Below are 16,826 nucleotides of genomic sequence, written 5' to 3'. Positions count from 1 at the left end.
AGTACGAGGGCTTTCGGGCGGCACGCCGAGAGCACGCACCGGACGCCGCGCGGCCGCCCTTCGGGCGACGACGCCACTTTCGCAACAGGCCCTAGTCCTGACCCCCGGGCCCGGGTCCGGGCCCAGCCACAGAATCCCGGCCGTGCAACTCCCGGGCCACCCGGACAGTCGTTCTCGTAGAGGGTCTCCTCGGCAGTGGGCCGCGGAGGTCTCGAAGGGGGAACGCATGGGTGGCGGCAGCACGGCCGGCGCGGAACATCAGATCGCCTTCTTCTTACGGGAGTTGACGTCGGCGGAACCCGGCCGCAGAGCCGCGGCCGTCAAGGGCCTCGGACGGCTCGGACAGCGGCTCGGAGAGCGGCTCGGGCGGCGGGACGAGCACACGGAGGCCGCCGTCCGGGCTGCCCGGGACACCGAGGCCGTCGTACGGGCGGGGGCGGCCGACGCGCTGGGACGGCTCGGGGGTGACGGGTCGGACACGGTGATCGTCGAGCTGATGGGGGACCCGGATCCGTCCGTACGGCGCCGGGCCTCGCTCGCCGCCGAACGGCTGGGGCTGACCGGCCCGGCCGTCACGGAGGCGTTCCGGCGGCTGCTGGAGGACGACGACTGGCATCTGCGGCTCAACGCGCTGCTCGCGCTGGGCAGTCGGGGCGAGACCGCCGAACCTGCCGTGCTCGTACGGCTGTTGGGCGACCCCGGACCGTATCTGTGGGGCCCCGCGAGGTCCGCCCTCTACGCCTCCCTGCGCAAGAAGCCCGTACTGGAACTGCTCCTCCACACCGCCCGGCACGGCCACGGGCTCGCTCGCGTGCGGGCGCTGGACCTGCTGCCCCGGCAGCACATTCGCGGGCTGCGCGACACGTTCCTCGACGGCCTGCACGACGAGTGCCCTGCGGTACGACGGGCGATCGTGGGATACCTCGCCGGGGACCTGTCTCACGGACCGGCCGACACGCTGCTGTCACCGCTGGGGCTGTCCGGAGCGGTCGACACGCTCTTCTCCGCGCTGCGGCGGTCCGGAGCGGTCGAGTCACTTCTGCCGGTACTGCGACCCTCCGCGACGGCCGACGCGCTCCTGTCCGCGCTGGGCACCGAGACCGACTCCGACGTCGCCGCCCGGCTCCTGGACGTGCTCGGCCGGTGGGGAGACGTCCGTGCCGTGCCCGCCGCCGTCCGGTGGCTCGACCACCCGAGGGCCGGCACCACCGCCGTCGAGGCCCTCGCCGACATCGGTACGCCGACGGCGGTCCGGTGGATCAGAGCGGCGGCCGTCTCCGGCCCCGGCCCCGATCTGGGGCCCGGCCTCGGCCGGCCCGACGTCCGCAAGGCCGCCGCCACCGCGCTCGGCGGACTGGCGGCCCCGGACGCCACCGAGACACTGCTGCCGCTCCTCCACGATCCGGACGAGCGGGTACGGGCCGGGGCCCTGCAAGGCCTGGGCAGGCTGGGCGAACACGGGCTGCCCCGCCCGGAGCGCCGAGCGGCGGCCGACGCCCTGCTCGCCCACCTGACCACCGACGAACCGAACCTCTGGCACACCCGCAACGCGCTCAGCGAGTACCCCGAGACCCTCCCCGCCGTACGCCGCCTGATCACCCACCCGTCCGACGAGGTCAGAGCCACCGTCCTCGCCCTCCTGGACGAGGACGACGACGGGGACGTCGCACTCTTCCTCTCCCACCTCGACGACCCGTCCGAGCCCGTCCGCCACGAGGCGCTCCGGGGGATCGGCCGCTACGTCGACGGCTACGGGGAACTGCCGGACACACCCCCCGGCACACCCCACGACTCCGACCTGCTCGACGTGATGACCGCACTCTCCCAGCCCCCGTCGTCCCAGCAGATCCGCTACACGGCCCGCCTCATCCTCGACGAGCTGAAGGAGACCTGAGCCCGGGGGTCCCTGACGGGCGGGTCGGCAGCTTGGACGCAAAGGGGCCGCCCCGGGCTCACCACGTGCCCTCGATGTCACCCCTGCCGCTGTATTGATGTCACCCCTGCCACTGCAGGGGAGACTGGCGGCTCCGTCGACCGACTGCCGGACTCGATCCGCATGCGCCGAACCCGGCCTCGGCTCCTTCGTCGCACAGGCCCCACCGGCATCGGACTCCACCACGGAGAAGGACTGCACGTACTCGTAATGTCCGTCGCCGCCCTGCCCGGACGCCGGCCTCGGCGGCCATGTAGGTGATCGGACGGCTGCGGAGGCGTTCGATGAGCCTGCGGCGTCCCTCGATGGTCAAGGGGCGTTCGCATGTGTCACCGGAGCACCTCGGCGCTTCGTCCGGCCGCGACCACGGTGCGGAAGGGGAGCGCGATGAGCAGTGTCATCGCGACCAGGAGGCCGCTTGCCCACAGCGGCCCGAGGTTCCCGACGGTGGTGCTGAGGGTGGTTGCGGCGATGAGGGGACCGACGGCGGCGCCCACGTTGAGTGCCGCCGTCGCATACGACCCGGCCATGGTGGGGGCTTCCGCGGCCTCGTAGAGGACTCGTGTGATCAGGGTGCTGCCCAGCGCGAACGAAAGGGCGCCCTGCACGAATACGAGGGCGAACAAGGCGACCGGCTCGTTGGCCAGCACCGCCAGGGCGGGCCAGCCGATGAGCAGCAGCGGGCCGCCGACTGCGATGACCCGACCGGGACGCTGGTCGGACAGCCGGCCGGCGACAGCGACCCCGGCGAAGGAACCGGCGCCGAAAAGCACCAGAGCGACGGAGATCCACAGTTCTCCCAGCCCGGCGGTGTCGGTCACGACGGGGGCGAGGAAGGTGAAGCTTCCGAACGTGGCCGCGTTCACCAGCGCGCCGAGGAGCATCACCAGAAGCAAGGCCGGCTTTGCTAGTTGGGCGAGCTCCGCTTGCAAGGCCGGCCCGCCAGTCGTCTCTTCCTTCACACGTCCCGCCGGGACTGCTTTCAGGATGCCGAGAGCTGCGGGCAGGCAGAGAGCGGCGACGGCCCAGAACGTGGCCCGCCATCCGAACACCGCGCCGAGTAGCGATCCACCAGGGACACCGGCGATCGTGGCCACCGTCGTGCCTGACAGCAGCACGGCCAGCGCACGTCCCTTCTTGTGGGGTGGGACCAGCGTGGCGGCAGCAGTCAGAGCGACGGCGAGGAACCCTGCGTTCGCGAGCGCGGCGACGACCCGGGTCGTGAACAGGACCGGGAAGCTGGTCGTGACAGCGCCCACGGCGTGAGCTGCCGCGAAAGCGAGGATGAACCCGAGAAGGCTGGAGCGCCTGGACCAGTCGCGGGCAAGCGCGGCCACAAGGGGAGCGCCGACGACCATGCCGACCGCGAAGGCCGAGGTGAGCGTGCCGGCTGTCCCGACTGTGACGTCGAGATCCGAGGCGAGGTCCGGCAGGAGGCCGGCGAGCATGAACTCCGAGGTGCCCATGGCGAAGACGGCCACGGCAAGCAGATACAGCGGGAGAGGCATCGAGTGGCTCCGAGGCGAGGAGAAGCACGAGAAGGTCATCTCGTCACCGCGGCCAGCCCCAGAGGCACACTCGTCCGACCGCAGAATGCGGCGCGACGACAGGGCTACGAGCTCAGTGGCTCAGGGGGCTGACGGCGTGACCGAAAGCCCCCACCTTGTCCGACTCAGGACTCGACATGGCCCGCACGGTACCCGACTGATGCCCGTCAAGGCACCCTGGTTCCACCAGCATTGGCCTGGATCACCAACGTCATGTCCCCGCGATCCCCGCGTACGCCACGGCGTTGCTTTCTCGGATCACCGACTTCCGGCAGGCCCGCAACGACGTCACGGAAGCCGTAGCCGCCCGCATGGACCGCGCGCGGGTGCTGCGTGAGGGTGGCCCCGTCATGTGGCCGTCGTAGCCTGCCTTTCGCCGCGTCGAGTGAGCCGTCACACCACTGATCACGCGCTGCCCCGTCTGGTGACCGAGTCGCCGATCCGTACCGTGCCAGGTTCCAGGACGTCCAGGTACATCCCGACGCACGACAGCCGGCCCAGGTCGAGAACCGGTATGCGGTGCTCGCGGGCGACCGCGCGCATGATGCCGGGGTCGGATGGCAGGTCCTCCTGAGCGAGCGTGGGGACCACGCACCGGGGTGTGGGCACCACGGCCCGGAAGAGAGCCTCGCCGATGCGCAGATGGGAATGCATCCATGCGTCCTCGGGGAAGCCTGGGCCCTCGGGTGTGTCAACGACCAGGTTGGGCCGGAAGCGACGCGGGTCGAAGTCTCCGGTGGGGTGCGTGGCCCGCAGCCGTGCCAGGGCAGCTGTGGTGACGAGGTGGACCGTGCCGTAGTCGAAGAAGGTCCCCGGTGCGACCTGGCCGGAGGTGATGGCCACTCCAGTGGCGTCGGTGGTTGCTGTGCTCCGCAGGGCGTCCGGGACACCGCCTTCATATTCGGGCACTGCCCGCTCGAGCGCGCCGCCATGCTCCGGCGGGGTGTCCGACAGGGAAACGGGGCGGCCCAGCAGCTTGGACAGCCGAGCGTCCAGGTCAGTGTCTCCGGCCGACAGGACGATTCCGTCCGGCAGCTCGACCACGACCGTGTCGGTGCTGGTCAGCCTGCTGCGGCAGCGGAGCAATGGGCCCCACTTGCGGGGGTGTTTGGCGCTGCCGACCGTGCCCGTTTCGTCGAGGACGGCGGACACTCGGTCGCCGCGCAGCCCGCGTTCGGTGACCGCCACACTTGTCAGCGCCTCGCCGAGCATGGACTTCACCGGGTACCGGCGTAACGCCGTCACAGTTCCCATGGATCAATCATGAGCGCTGTCACACGACTCCGGGTGCGTTTCAGATCAGGGGGGCGGCGTCTCTGACGCCACCCGTTCGTGGCTGGGCGCATTCACGTGTACGCCGGCAAGCGTCAGGCATGCGTGTGGGACTGCTGCCCGGGGCTCCCTGACCGACGGCGGCCGGCCCACGCACACGTAGAGGCCGGCTCGACGGGTTGCCGTCGAGCCGGCCTCTTCGCGCAGGTCCGTGCGCGATCAGTCCGTGCCGAACTCCATCGCCGCGCGGTCCAGCAGCTCGTCGTCGTCGGAGCCGGTGGTGGCGCCGCGGGAGGCGATGGCCTCGGCGCCGCCCTCGGGGAGCTGGCCGATGAGGCCGGTCGCGGCGGCCTGGGCCGCGCCGATCGCGGGACTGCCGGAGCCGATGAGGCCGAGTACGGAGTACTGCTCCAGCTTGGCGCGGGAGTCGGCGATGTCGAGGTTGCGCATGGTCAGCTGGCCGATGCGGTCGACGGGGCCGAACGCGGCGTCCTCGGTGCGCTCCATGGAGAGCTTGTCCGGGTGGTAGCTGAAGTGGGGGCCGGTGGTGTCGAGGATCGAGTAGTCCTCGCCGCGCCGCAGCCGCAGGGTGACCTCGCCGGTGATCGCGGAGCCGACCCAGCGCTGCAGGGACTCCCGGATCATCAGGGCCTGCGGGTCCAGCCAGCGGCCCTCGTACATCAGCCGGCCGAGGCGACGGCCCTCGGAGTGGTACTGCGCGAGGGTGTCCTCGTTGTGGATGGCGTTGACGAGGCGCTCGTACGCGGCGTGCAGGAGGGCCATGCCGGGGGCCTCGTAGATGCCGCGGCTCTTGGCCTCGATGATGCGGTTCTCGATCTGGTCGGACATGCCGAGCCCGTGGCGGCCGCCGATGGCGTTGGCCTCCATGACCAGGTCCACGGCGGAGGCGAACTCCTTGCCGTTGATCGTCACCGGGCGGCCCTGGTCGAAGCCGATCGTCACGTCCTCGGTGGCGATCTCGACCTCGGGGTCCCAGAACCGGACGCCCATGATGGGCTCGACGGTCTCCAGGCCGGTGTCCAGGTGCTCCAGGGTCTTCGCCTCGTGGGTGGCGCCCCAGATGTTGGCGTCGGTGGAGTACGCCTTCTCCGTCGAGTCCCGGTACGGCAGCTGGTGCGCGACCAGCCACTCCGACATCTCCTTGCGGCCACCGAGCTCGGTGACGAAGTCGGCGTCGAGCCAGGGCTTGTAGATCCGCAGGTGCGGGTTGGCGAGCAGGCCGTAACGGTAGAACCGCTCGATGTCGTTGCCCTTGAAGGTCGAGCCGTCGCCCCAGATCTGGACGTCGTCCTCCAGCATCGCCCGGACCAGCAGCGTGCCGGTGACGGCACGGCCGAGGGGGGTCGTGTTGAAGTACGCCCGCCCGCCGGAGCGGATGTGGAACGCGCCGCAGGTCAGCGCGGCGAGGCCCTCCTCGACCAGCGCGGCCCGGCAGTCGACCAGGCGCGCGATCTCGGCACCGTAGGTCTTCGCGCGGCCGGGCACCGAGGCGATGTCGGGCTCGTCGTACTGGCCGATGTCGGCGGTGTAGGTGCACGGGACGGCACCCTTGTCGCGCATCCACGCGACCGCGACCGAGGTGTCGAGCCCGCCCGAGAAGGCGATGCCGACGCGCTCGCCGGCCGGAAGAGAGGTGAGGACCTTGGACATGGAAATATTATGCATGCCAATGCATGATCATGCAAAGCCACTTCCGGTGACGGCCCTCACGCCCCGGCCCTCACGTCCGGGATGTCGTGGCCCCCGTGGTTAGGCGTCGCCGAGTTCGGTGAACAGGGTCAGCTGAAGGTCCCCGGGGCCTTCGAGGCGGGAGTTCAGGGAGTTCCAGGGGGTGCGGGTCGGTTCGGCGATCACCTCGGCACCGGCCGCCGCCAGTCTCGCCGTGGTCACGGTCGAGTCGTCCACCTGGAAGGCGACCCGGATGTGCCCGGCCACGCGACGGCCGACCTCCACCTCGTCGATGAACTCCGCGTGGTTCGGATCGGTGATCTCCAGCGTCGCCCGCCCCGCTTCGAGGATCGACACCCGCCCGCCGTCGGACGAGAACGCCGCCCGCTCGGGAAGCCCCAGCACATCACGGTAGAAGTGCAGCGCGGCGTCGTAGTCGGCGGCCGTCACGACCAGCCGGAGTTCACGGACGGCGGGTACGGATGCGTCGGACACAACAGCTCCTGGATGACTGGGGGTTGGGTGACGAGACGGCAAGACGGTGATTGTAAAGTCACCGACCGTGGTGGAGGACTGGCGGGACGACCGGATCGGAAGCGCGCTGCGGGGCCGGAACCCCACCGTGCTGCGCAGGCTCACGGCCGGGTTCGCGGTGATCGGGGACACACAGTTCCTGCCGGGGTACTGCGTACTGCTCGTGGACGACCCGGCGGTGGGCCGGCTGTCGGAGCTCGCGCGGGAGAGGCGGACGGCGTTCCTCGCGGACATGGACCGGCTGGGCGAGGCCGTCGAGCGGGCCTGTGCGCGGCTGGATCCGGCGTTCCGGCGGGTCAACCTGGAGATCCTCGGGAACACGGACCCGTTTCTGCACGCGCATGTGTGGCCGAGATACGCGTGGGAGCCGACGGAACTGGTCGGCAGACCGGTGTGGCTGTACCCCCGGGAGCGCTGGAGCGACGCGCGATACGCCCTCGGACCGCGCCACGCGGCGCTGCGCGAGGCGATCGCCGAGGAACTGGACCGCCTCGCGAGCTGACTCGCTGACTCTCTGACTCGCTGACTCGCCGACTAAAGGAACGCCTCGGGCAGGGCCGTCCCCCCGGCGGACAGGTGGCGCAGCGCCGCGGCGATGGAGTGGCAGTCGAAGAGGGCCGAGTGTTCGTCGCCCGGGGCGGGCCGGGGCAGGCCCAGCACCTGCCACAGGCGGCCCGAGTTGGTGTGCGCCGTGGCCGGGGCGACGGTGTTCAGCCAGGGGCGGATGTTGAGGAAACCGGGGGTGAGGACGTTGTGCTTGATCTCCTCGCCCCGCGCGCGGGCCCAGCCGATGTTCTCGCCGAGGACGAGCATGTCGTTGCCGTAGGAGAGGACGGACTGTCCCTGGCAGAAGGCGAGGAAGTCGCTCAGGGCGCGGGCGGGCGGGAGGCCGTCCCGGTCCACTGCCCGCTGGCCGATACCGGTGAGGGTGGTGAAGAAGGGCGAGAGGACCGGGTTCACCACCGGCCGGACCAGCGTCTCGTACTCCTCTACGACGGAGTACTCCCCCCACGCCCCCCGATCCCCCCGCTCCCCCTGATCCCCCCGCTCCCCTTGATCCGCACGCACCCGCAGCGCGCCGATCTGCACGATCTCGCGCAGCTGGCCGGGGGCCGACCAGTCCTGCTCCATGGCCCCCGGCCAGGTCGTGAACTCCAGGTCGAAGATGACGAAGGTGGGCAAAACGCTACTCTCCCTGGGATGCGAGGGCGGTTACGAGAGCGTTCTACCCGCCGGCGGCGTCGACCTCAGGAACTTGCGGGAGTTCAGAACCCGTTCGGGGCCACCGGCCGGATCCCGGTGGACAGGTCCACGCCCGGCAGGCCGTCGGGGAAGATCCGCCGGACGTCCGCCGCCGCGATCCCGGACGTCAGCGGTGCCCCGGAGCCCGCCGCCGCACCCTCGCCCGCCGTCGGGCACAGCGCCTCGATGAGATGGACGTCGAGGGCGTCGTTGATCGGGCTGGGCTCGAAGGCCGTACCGGCCTCGTTGAGGCGCTCGTACTTCATCAGGTTCCAGCCCATGGAGAGCTGACGCCTGCCGTCCCCGCTGGTGAGGCTGATCGTGCCGGCGCCGAAGACCGCACCGTTGTGGCCCCAGAAACGCCCGCAGCCGGGGAGGTCGAGGCTGAAGATGCCGAGGCCATAGTCGATCGTGGCGCCCGGGGCGACCTCCATCGGGACCGTGCGCTGCATCTCGGCGAGGGACGCGCGGCTCACGAGGCCGCCGGTGAGCAGCTTGCGGTAGAAGCGGTTGAGGTCGTCGGTCGTGGAGACGATCGCGCCGGCGGTGTAGGCCCAGGACATGTCGTAGACGCTGTAGTCGCGGGGCGGGTCGATGAGCCCGTAGAACGACTCGTACATCTTGGGGTGCGGGCCCTTGATGTGCGGGGTGCGCGCGTACGAGGTGTCGTCCAGCCCGGCGCGGTCGATGACGTCGCGGGTGATGTACGTCGACGCCTTCTTCCCGGTGACCTTCTCCAGGATCAGACCGGCGACGACGTAGTTGGTGTTCGAGTACGAGCCGGGCAGCGCGCCGGGGCTGCCGGTGGCGTCGGCGGCGAGGCCCAGCCGGACCAGTTCCCCGGGGCCGATCGAGCGGAAGCGGTGCTCGTCGAGGCTGCTGGTGGAGTTCTGCAGGAGGGAGGGGAAGGCACCGAGGATGTAGTCGCCGATGTGGCTGGTGTGGTTGAGAAGCATCCGTACGGTGATGGCGTCGCCGCGCTCCCGGTCGGCGTCGCTCCCGTCGAACAGCTCGGGAACGTAGTCCGTGACCGGGGCGTCGAGGCTGATCCGGCCCCGCTCCACCTGCTGCATGATCGCCACCGAGGTGAACGTCTTGCTGATGCTGCCGACGCGGTGCCGCATGTTCGGCTTGACCTTGCGCCCCGTGTCGACGTCGGCCAGCCCGGCGGCGCCGGTCCAGCGCTCCCGGCCGTCACGCGCCGACGAGTACGTGCCGTACATCCCGGCCTCGTGGATGGCGTCGAGCGTGTTCCGCAGCCCGGTCCGGTCCAGCCCGGTGGGCGCCTTGGCGGCGGTTCCGGGCGCCGCCGACACGGTCGGCGCCGCCGTGACGAGCAGGAGTGTGGTGCCCAGAGCGGTCCCGACGAGATGTTTGATACGCACGGCTTGATTCCCTCGTTTCCGACACGCCCGACGCGCGGGGCGCGGATGACGCGCCCGGCCCGCCCGGCGTTCCCGATGGCCCCGGACGGTCAACTCCCGGGCCCTGTCAGGCGATTGTCACGAACGAACGGTGCGCTCTACATCCTTCTCGTGGACGATCACCATCACAGCGGGGCCATGACATCTGTCACGGCCCCGCGCGAACGTCGGTGGAGGGGTGGGTGTCAGAGACCGTACCGGTTCTTCATGTGGCGCCAGAAGTCACGGAACATCCACTTGTCGAACTCGGTGATCTGGGCGGCGCTGCCCGCCTTCATCAGGAAGCAGCACTGGCCGGTGGGGGACCAGTCGTAGAAGTCGTCGAGGCCGAAGGTGTGGCCGACCTCGTGCAGATAGATGTGGATGTTCTCCTGGTTGAGGGCGCCGGTGAAGTAGGAGCGGCCCATCCGCTGCCCCCAGTCGCCGCCGGCGCCGCCGCCGAAGCCCTCGGTGAGCCAGAGGGACTGGTCGTAGTGGCGGGCGGCGCCGCCGGGACAGCGGGAGTAGTTGCCGTCCTGGTGGAAGAAGCGGCCGCAGTCGGGGTTGCACTGCGGGGCGCCGCCGCCGTCCAGCATGTTGGTGTGGATGTCGACGGAGTTGTCGCTCCACTGGAGGGTGGAGCGGTTCTTCACGGCCCAGCCGACGATGTTGACGGGGACGTTCGTGTACGGCCAGGCGTTGTGGCCGGCGCCGTTGTCGACCATCGCCGCCATCCACTTGCCGAACTGCTTCTTCAGCGCGGCGTGGATCTGGTCGCGCAGGGCGGCGCTGACCGGCTGGCTCGACTCCCAGCGGACGCAGTAGTTGACGCTTCCGCGGTTGGCCATGATCTGGTCCCAGCCGTAGTTGCGGAAGCCGTACAGGTTGCCGTAGGTGGATTCGACGTGGTTCCAGACCTCGTTGAGGGGCTGGACCAGGTTCGAGGGCGGGTTCCAGGCGGCCGGCGCGGCGGCCCCGGCGCGCGCCTGGAACTGGGCTTCCGCCTGCGCCCGGATGCGGGCTTCCGCCCGTTCCAGGATCTGCGCTTCCGTCCGGGCCCGCGCCGACCGGTCGTTCGCCGCCTGCGCGACGGACGGGGTCGACAGGCCGGGCGCGAGCAGCACGGCCAGGACGGCGGCGAGCACGGTGAGCAGTCTCGCGATGCGCGTCCGCGGGATGCGTGGGGAGAGTGCGGTGCGTGTTGCGGGTGGGGTGCGCATGGTGAACTCCCTTGGTGGGGGCGGGATTTCACGTTTCTTCACTTCCCCCTGTGGTCGCCGCCGACCGGTGCGAAGGTTGCCGTTCAGTCCGCCCCGCCCGGGGCACGACCCCCGGCCTCCCCGCCACCCCGCCGGGTCTCCCCTCCGACCTCCCCACCCCCCTCCCCCGCCTCCCCGAACCGCGCCAACGCCACCCCACCCCCCACACAGCACACGAACCCCGCCACGGCCAGCCACTCGTACCCGTCCCGCGTCCCGTCGCCGAGCCACGCCACGCCGAACACGCCCGGCCAGACGGTCTCGCAGATCACCATCGCCGCCGTGGCCGCCGTCACCGAGCCGGACTGGAGGGCCTGGACGAGGAGGAGATAGCCGCCGAGGCCGGAGACGACGACGGCGTACGCGGACGGCTGGGCCGGCACGCCGAGCACGGTCGCGTCCGGCAGCAGACGTACGGCGATCGCGGTGAGGCCGAAGCTCAGCCCCGCCGCCGCGCCCAGCACGACCGCCCGCCCCCGCCGCAGCCGGCCGCCCACGACCCAGCCGCCCGCCACCACCAGCACCGACGCGACCAGCACCGCCACCCGCAGCCCGAGGTCACCGTGTCCGTCGCCCGCGTGCCCGGCGGACACCGCGAGCGTCGCCAGCCCCAGGCACACGACGGCCACGGCACCCCACTCGGCCCGCCGCAGCCGTAGCCCCAGCACGGCCGTACCGACCACCGCCGTGACCGCCAGCGACGCGGCCACCGCCGCCTCCACCAGGAACAACGGCACCAGCCGCAACGCCACCACCTGCGCCGCGAACCCGACCGTGTCCAGGCCCGCCCCGGCGAGGAAGGGCCAGCCGCGCAGCACCTCCACCACGGTCCGGCCCCGGCCGCGCGCGTCCCCGGCGCTCTCCCGGGCCGCCGCCCGCCGCGCGCCCAGCGCCTGCAACACGGTCGCCGTACCCATGCACACCGCCGCGCACAACGCCCACGCCACACCCGCCACCATGGGGGCACCGTAAGCGCCCGACGGGTGGCGACCGGGCGACACCAGGACGGGCGCCCCCGTCACGCACCCACGTGGCCGTCAGCCTCCCCGTTCCCCCACCCGTCACCCACCCGTCCCCCATCTCCCCCATCCCTCCCCTCACGACCGCACAAAGTCCGACAGAGTCATTGATCCGCTTCTGTTCGAAGTCCTAGGGTGGGCCCGGTTTTTCAACAACATCGGACAGCAACCGACGCTCCTCGTCCCACACGTCTCACACGTCTCTCCGTACGTGCACCCCCGTCGTCGCGAGGAAGGCCCCGGCCATGCACCACCCGCAGCCGTACACGCATCCGCAGCCACAATCGCAGTCGCACCCGCACCCGTACCCCGTAAGCCGCCGTCGACTGCTGGAGGGCGGCGCCGCGCTCCTCGGCGCCCTGGCCCTGCCCGCCGGCGACGCGTACGCGGCCCCCCTCACCGGGACGAAGGCCGACGGCACGCCCGAGTGGTCCGGCAACATGGCGCTCTTCCAGGTCGGCGCCGAACCGCCCCACACCACCCTCATGCCGTACGCGGACGTCAGACAGGCACTCACCGCCGACCGCACCCGCTCCCCGTACCGGCTGAGCCTCGACGGCACGTGGAAGTTCGCCTACGTCGACCGCCCGGGCGACCGGAACGAGGACTTCTACAAGACGGACGTCGACGACAGCGACTGGGACACCATCCCGGTCCCCTCCAACTGGCAGCTGCACGGCTACGACTTCCCCATCTACATCAACATCACCTACCCGTGGTGGGGTCCCAACGGCCTCGGCGAGGAGGCGCAGCCGCCGACCGCGCCGACCCGCTACAACCCCGTCGGCCAGTACCGGCGCACCTTCCACCTCCCCAAGGACTGGACGGCCGGCGACCGCCGTACCTTCCTGCACTTCGAGGGCGTCAAGTCGGCCCACTACGTGTGGATCAACGGCGCACTCGTCGGCTACCACGAGGACTCGTACGACCCGGCCGAGTACGACATCACCGAGCACCTCAAGCCGGGCCGGAACCAGATCGCCGTCGAGGTGTACCGCTACTCGGACGGCGACTGGCTGGAGGACCAGGACATGATCCGGCTGAGCGGTATCTTCCGCTCGGTCTACCTCTACTCGACGCCCGCTGTGCACCTGCGCGACTTCAAGCTCGACACCCCGCTCAGCGACGGCTACACGGCCGCCGAGCTGTCCGTCACCGCGAGCGTGCGCGCGTACGCGGCCGGGCACGAGGGGGCGTACTCCGTCGAGACCCAGCTCTACGACGCCCGGGGCCACGCCGTCTGGTCACGCCCGCTCGTCCAGTCCGTCGCGGTCGCCGCCTCCGGGGTCGGCAAGGACGTGACCGTACAGGCGAGCAGGTCCGTCCCCTCCCCCGAGCTGTGGTCCGCCGAGCACCCGAACCTCTACACGGCCGTGCTCCGGCTGCGCGACCCGCGCGGCAAGGTCGTCGAGACCCTGTCCCACCGGGTGGGCCTGCGCGAGTTCGCGCTGCGGGACGGGCTGATGCGGATCAACGGACAGCCGGTCTCCTTCCGGGGCACCAACCGGCACGAGATGCACCCCGACCGGGGCATGGCGCTCACCCGCGCCGACCTGGTCGGGGACCTGCGGATCATCAAGCGCCTCAACATCAACACCGTTCGCACCTCGCACTACCCGAACAACCCGCTCTGGTACGAGCTGGCGGACGAGTACGGCCTCTACCTCGTCGACGAGACGAACCTCGAAACCCACGGCATCCGCGACCGCTACCCCGGAAACCACGCCGAGTGGACGACCGCGTGTGTGGCCCGCGCGCAGGCCATGGTCCACCGCGACAAGAACCACGCCTCCGTCGTCCTGTGGTCCCTCGGCAACGAGGCGGGCGGCGGGTCGACGTTCGTCGCGATGCGCGACTGGATCGAGTCGTACGACCCGACCCGTGTCATCCAGTACGAGGGCGACGACCGGCCGACGATCAGCCAGATCCGCTCGGAGATGTACGACAGCCCGCAGCGGGTCGAACAGCGGGCGAAGGACACCTCGGACACCCGGCCGTACGTGATGATCGAGTACTCGCACTCGATGGGTAACTCGACGGGCAACTTCAAGAAGTACTGGGATCTCATCCGGCGCTATCCCGTCCTCCAGGGCGGCTGGATCTGGGACTTCGTCGACCAGTCGCTGACCTGGCCGGTCCCGGCGCTGAAGGTGTTCACCGACGCCGGCCCGAGCGGGCTGCGGGGCCAACTCCTCACCGCGGCGGGCACGTTCAGCCGCACCAAGGGCCTGTCCGGCGCCACCGGCTTCACCCGCGACCCGGCCCTCGACCTCACCGGCTCCCTGACCCTGGAGGCATGGGTCACCCCGCACGTCACCGGCGGCCACCAGCCGATCGTGGCCAAGGGCGACACGCACTACGCGCTGAAGCAGTCCAACCAGAGCGTCGAGTTCTTCATCTACGGCGGCGGCCAGTGGGTCAGCGTCAGCTGGGGGCTCCCGACCGAGGGCTGGACCGGCCGCGAGCACCATGTCGCCGGTGTCTTCGACGCCGAGGCCGGCTCCCTCACCCTGTACGTCGACGGCGAGGCGAAGGCCACCCGCACCACGACCCGGCGGCCCAGCGTCAACACGGCACCGCTCGCGCTCGGCACGGACACGGACAACCCGACGCGGGAGTTCAGCGGGACGATCCGGCGGGCGGGCGTGTACGCGCGGGCGCTGAGCGCGGCCGAACTGTCCTCCGGTGGGCGTGGGCCGGGCGACGAGGGCGTGCGGTTCTGGTTCGACGCGGCGACGGTGAAGGTGGAGGAGCGGAAGCGCGAGGGCTTCGCGAAGGAACGTTCGTTTTTCGCGTACGGCGGTGACTGGGGCGACAACCCCAACGACGGCGCCTTCGTCGCGGACGGCATCGTCAAGGCCGACCGGGGCCACACCGGCAAGGCGGCCGAGGTCAAACGCATCTACCAGGCGGTCCACGCGACGGCGACGGAGTCGGGGTCTGCGGGCAAGGACCCTCGGGCGGTCACCCTCACCAACGAGTACCTCTTCACCAACCTCCGCGAACTGAACGGCAGTTGGACCCTGGTCGCCGACGGCAAGGAGCTCCAGCACGGCCGCCTCACCCGCGCCCAGCTGGACGTGGCCCCCCTCTCCACCAAGGACATCACCGTCCCCTTCCGCCTCCCCGCCTCCCCCGCCCCCGGCACCGAGTACTTCCTCGAACTCTCCTTCACCACGAAGGAGCGCACCCCCTGGGCCAAGGCAGGCTTCGAGGTGGCCCGGCAACAGCTCCCCATCGACGCGGGCAGCCCGGCGGTGACCCCCGTACCGCTCGACTCCGTCCTCAAGCTGACGTACGAGGACGGCGACAAGGCGGTCACGGTCACCGGCAAGGGCTACCGGGGCGGCTTCTCGGTCACCGTCGACAAGGCCGCCGGGACCATCACGTCCTACAGGGCGGCCGGCACCCGCCTGCTCACCTCCGGCCCCGTCCCCAACTTCTGGCGCGCCCCCACCGACAACGACCACGGCAACGGCCAGCACACCCGCAACCAGACCTGGCGGGACGCGGGCACCAACCGCAAGGTGACGGCCGTGAGCGTCCGCCCCCTGGGCGAAGGCCGGGCGGTGGAGATCAAGGTGACCGGCACCCTCCCGACGACGGTGGAATCGTCGTACACCACCACCTACACGGTGTTCGGCAACGGCGAGATCAAGGTCGACAACACCCTGCACCCGGGCGCGTCCTCCCTCCCGTACATCCCGGAGGTCGGCACCCTCCTCCACCTCCCCCGCCGCCTCGACCGCCTGCACTACTACGGCCGGGGCCCCGAGGAGAACCACTGGGACCGCAACAACGGCACCGACGTGGGCCTCTACTCCAGCACGGTCGCCGACCAGTGGTCCGGCTACATCCGCCCCCAGGAGAACGGCAACAAGACCGACATCCGCTGGGCCGCCCTGACCGACCGCGACGGCGAGGGCCTCCTGATCTCGGGCGACTCCCTGATCGAGGTCAACGCCTCCTTCTTCACCCCCGAGGACCTCTCCACCGGCCTCCGCCACGACTACCACCTCACCCCCCGCGACACCGTCGTCCTCCGCGTCAACCACCGCCAGATGGGCGTCGGCGGCGACAACAGCTGGGGCGCCCACACCCACGACGAGTACAAGCTCTTCGCCAACCGCGACTACGCGTACACGTACCGGCTGCGCCCGCTGACGGACGTGGACAGGGCTACGGCGGCGTCGCGGAGGCCGACGGCCACGGAGTAGCCGGCATGACCGAGTCGCCGTGACAGGGTCGACGTGACGGCGTACGACTACGACAAGCGCTCGGCCGGGTACTCCCGACCGAGCGCTTTCCGTGCCTCCCCGGCTACCGGGCCGACATCAACTCCGCTTCTCACCAAGCGCTGGGCGTTCTCGTAACCCTGGGCCTTGTACTCGATGCCCTGGATCATGCATTCCAGCTTGTCGGCGTCCCGGGCACAGATCGCCTCGGCGGAATCCTTCGCCTCGTACTCGGCGACGAGTTCCCGCACTTCGGTGGAGTACTTCTTGCCCTGGGTCTTGCCGGGGATCTTGGTGAGCTGGGTCTTTGCTGGTCAGGGGCGGTGGACTCGTGCGCCTGGTGGTCGTCGTTGGTCGTCATTGGCCACTGTTGAGCGGCCTTGGACGGACAGGTCTCCTCTGTGACGAGGATGCAGAGGTGGCCCTTACTGCACGTCGCCAGAGGCCAGCACGATGAAGCGCTCCAACGAAATGAAGCCAGAACACCACTGAGCGTGGCGTCGTTGGAAGAGCCAGGCCTTCAACGTCGCCCCAGCACCTAGCCAAGGCTGGCACTACGCACTCAGCTTGGGAAGCTCAGGTGCTCTGCAAGCGATTACTGCTCTGACCTGCGACGGAACTTGAACCACGTCCGAGCGGTTGCAGACTTGGTCCCCGCTGTCCCCGCTGTCCCCGTGGTTCTCCGCGAGATCT

General features: G+C 70.5%; 11 protein-coding genes and 1 pseudogene. 3 read left to right on the top strand and 9 right to left on the bottom strand.

The window, feature by feature from the left end:
* Positions 1-226 precede the first annotated feature (226 nt).
* Positions 227-1,894: a HEAT repeat domain-containing protein gene (locus tag ABT147_RS15565; RefSeq protein WP_351406007.1), complete on the top strand. Its 1,668-nt coding sequence runs from the start codon at positions 227-229 to the stop codon at positions 1,892-1,894.
* Between the two features lie 368 nt (positions 1,895-2,262).
* Here ABT147_RS15565 and ABT147_RS15560 read toward each other — a convergent pair whose 3' ends face one another.
* The 4 genes from ABT147_RS15560 to ABT147_RS15545 all read right to left on the bottom strand — a co-directional run bounded on the left by ABT147_RS15560 (position 2,263) and on the right by ABT147_RS15545 (position 6,936).
* Positions 2,263-3,441 (bottom strand): Cmx/CmrA family chloramphenicol efflux MFS transporter, encoded by a 1,179-nt coding sequence (locus tag ABT147_RS15560; RefSeq protein ID WP_351406005.1) that lies wholly within the window; start codon positions 3,439-3,441, stop codon positions 2,263-2,265.
* Between the two features lie 444 nt (positions 3,442-3,885).
* Positions 3,886-4,734, bottom strand: coding sequence for an MOSC domain-containing protein (locus ABT147_RS15555; protein ID WP_351406003.1), 849 nt, complete (start codon positions 4,732-4,734; stop codon positions 3,886-3,888).
* A 237-nt stretch (positions 4,735-4,971) separates the two neighbouring features.
* Entirely contained in the window at positions 4,972-6,423 is a 1,452-nt protein-coding gene (gene argG / locus ABT147_RS15550; protein ID WP_351406001.1) for an argininosuccinate synthase, read from the bottom strand.
* A 99-nt stretch (positions 6,424-6,522) separates the two neighbouring features.
* Positions 6,523-6,936 (bottom strand): VOC family protein, encoded by a 414-nt coding sequence (locus ABT147_RS15545; protein WP_351405999.1) that lies wholly within the window; start codon positions 6,934-6,936, stop codon positions 6,523-6,525.
* A 67-nt stretch (positions 6,937-7,003) separates the two neighbouring features.
* On the opposite strand from ABT147_RS15545, the gene ABT147_RS15540 reads away from it, so the two are divergent.
* On the top strand, positions 7,004-7,477 hold the full coding sequence (locus tag ABT147_RS15540) for an HIT family protein (protein ID WP_351405997.1): 474 nt from the start codon (positions 7,004-7,006) through the stop codon (positions 7,475-7,477).
* Positions 7,478-7,509: 32 nt separating this feature from the next.
* Here the strand turns inward: ABT147_RS15540 and ABT147_RS15535 are convergent, their stop codons facing one another.
* From ABT147_RS15535 to ABT147_RS15520, 4 genes are all read right to left on the bottom strand, one after another.
* On the bottom strand, positions 7,510-8,157 hold the full coding sequence (locus tag ABT147_RS15535; RefSeq protein ID WP_351405995.1) for a 3'-5' exonuclease: 648 nt from the start codon (positions 8,155-8,157) through the stop codon (positions 7,510-7,512).
* Between the two features lie 83 nt (positions 8,158-8,240).
* Positions 8,241-9,602: a serine hydrolase domain-containing protein gene (locus ABT147_RS15530; protein WP_351405993.1), complete on the bottom strand. Its 1,362-nt coding sequence runs from the start codon at positions 9,600-9,602 to the stop codon at positions 8,241-8,243.
* Positions 9,603-9,826: 224 nt separating this feature from the next.
* Positions 9,827-10,840, bottom strand: a complete 1,014-nt coding sequence (locus ABT147_RS15525) for a hypothetical protein (protein WP_351405992.1) — start codon at positions 10,838-10,840, stop codon at positions 9,827-9,829.
* 83 nt (positions 10,841-10,923) lie between these two features.
* Entirely contained in the window at positions 10,924-11,838 is a 915-nt protein-coding gene (locus tag ABT147_RS15520; protein WP_351405990.1) for a hypothetical protein, read from the bottom strand.
* Between the two features lie 305 nt (positions 11,839-12,143).
* Between ABT147_RS15520 and ABT147_RS15515 the strand changes: the two genes are divergently transcribed.
* A complete protein-coding gene (locus ABT147_RS15515) occupies positions 12,144-16,115 on the top strand; it encodes a glycoside hydrolase family 2 TIM barrel-domain containing protein (protein ID WP_351405988.1) in 3,972 nt (1,323 codons plus the stop codon).
* 131 nt (positions 16,116-16,246) lie between these two features.
* On the opposite strand, the pseudogene ABT147_RS15510 reads toward ABT147_RS15515, so the two are convergent.
* Positions 16,247-16,393: pseudogene (locus ABT147_RS15510) on the bottom strand (HD domain-containing protein); the annotation flags it as partial.
* Positions 16,394-16,826: the final 433 nt, after the last annotated feature.

It is taken from the genome of Streptomyces sp. NPDC001868 (assembly GCF_040297125.1).
In the GTDB taxonomy this organism is placed as follows: Bacteria; Actinomycetota; Actinomycetes; order Streptomycetales; family Streptomycetaceae; genus Streptomyces.
The sequence above is the reverse complement of the archived record's forward strand: the minus strand, read 5'-3'. Positions and strand labels throughout refer to the sequence as shown.